This window comes from Pseudomonas syringae (genome assembly GCF_000737245.1).
Classification (GTDB): Bacteria; Pseudomonadota; Gammaproteobacteria; order Pseudomonadales; family Pseudomonadaceae; genus Aquipseudomonas; species Aquipseudomonas syringae_J.
In genome coordinates this window covers 1-307 of the sequence record NZ_JPQU01000102.1, presented here as the reverse complement: position 1 = coordinate 307, position 307 = coordinate 1, and the positions used below count along the sequence as shown (strand labels likewise).

Genomic DNA, 307 nt, shown 5'->3' with positions numbered 1-307 from the left:
TGGTGGGTGATGACGGGATCGAACCGCCGACCCGCTGCTTGTAAGGCAGCTGCTCTCCCAGCTGAGCTAATCACCCTTTGCTTCGTTGAGGCCGCGAAATTTACGCAAAAAAAGAAACTAAGTCAATGAATTAAAACAATTTATCTCATCAAAACAGGTAACGCTTCCGGACAGGAAATTCAGGCAAAAAAAAAGCGACCGGTTAAGGTCGCTTTCTTTCGCTTCAAGGAGTTCAAGGGCCTCAAAGCTATGTATGGCGCAGCGGACGGGACTCGAACCCGCGACCCCCGGCGTGACAGGCCGGTAT

At 51.1% G+C, this 307-nt stretch carries 1 tRNA gene; it reads right to left on the bottom strand.

The window, feature by feature from the left end:
• Window positions 1-76: transfer RNA gene (locus tag IV01_RS00775), tRNA-Val, on the bottom strand.
• Between the last annotated feature and the right edge of the window lie 231 nt (window positions 77-307).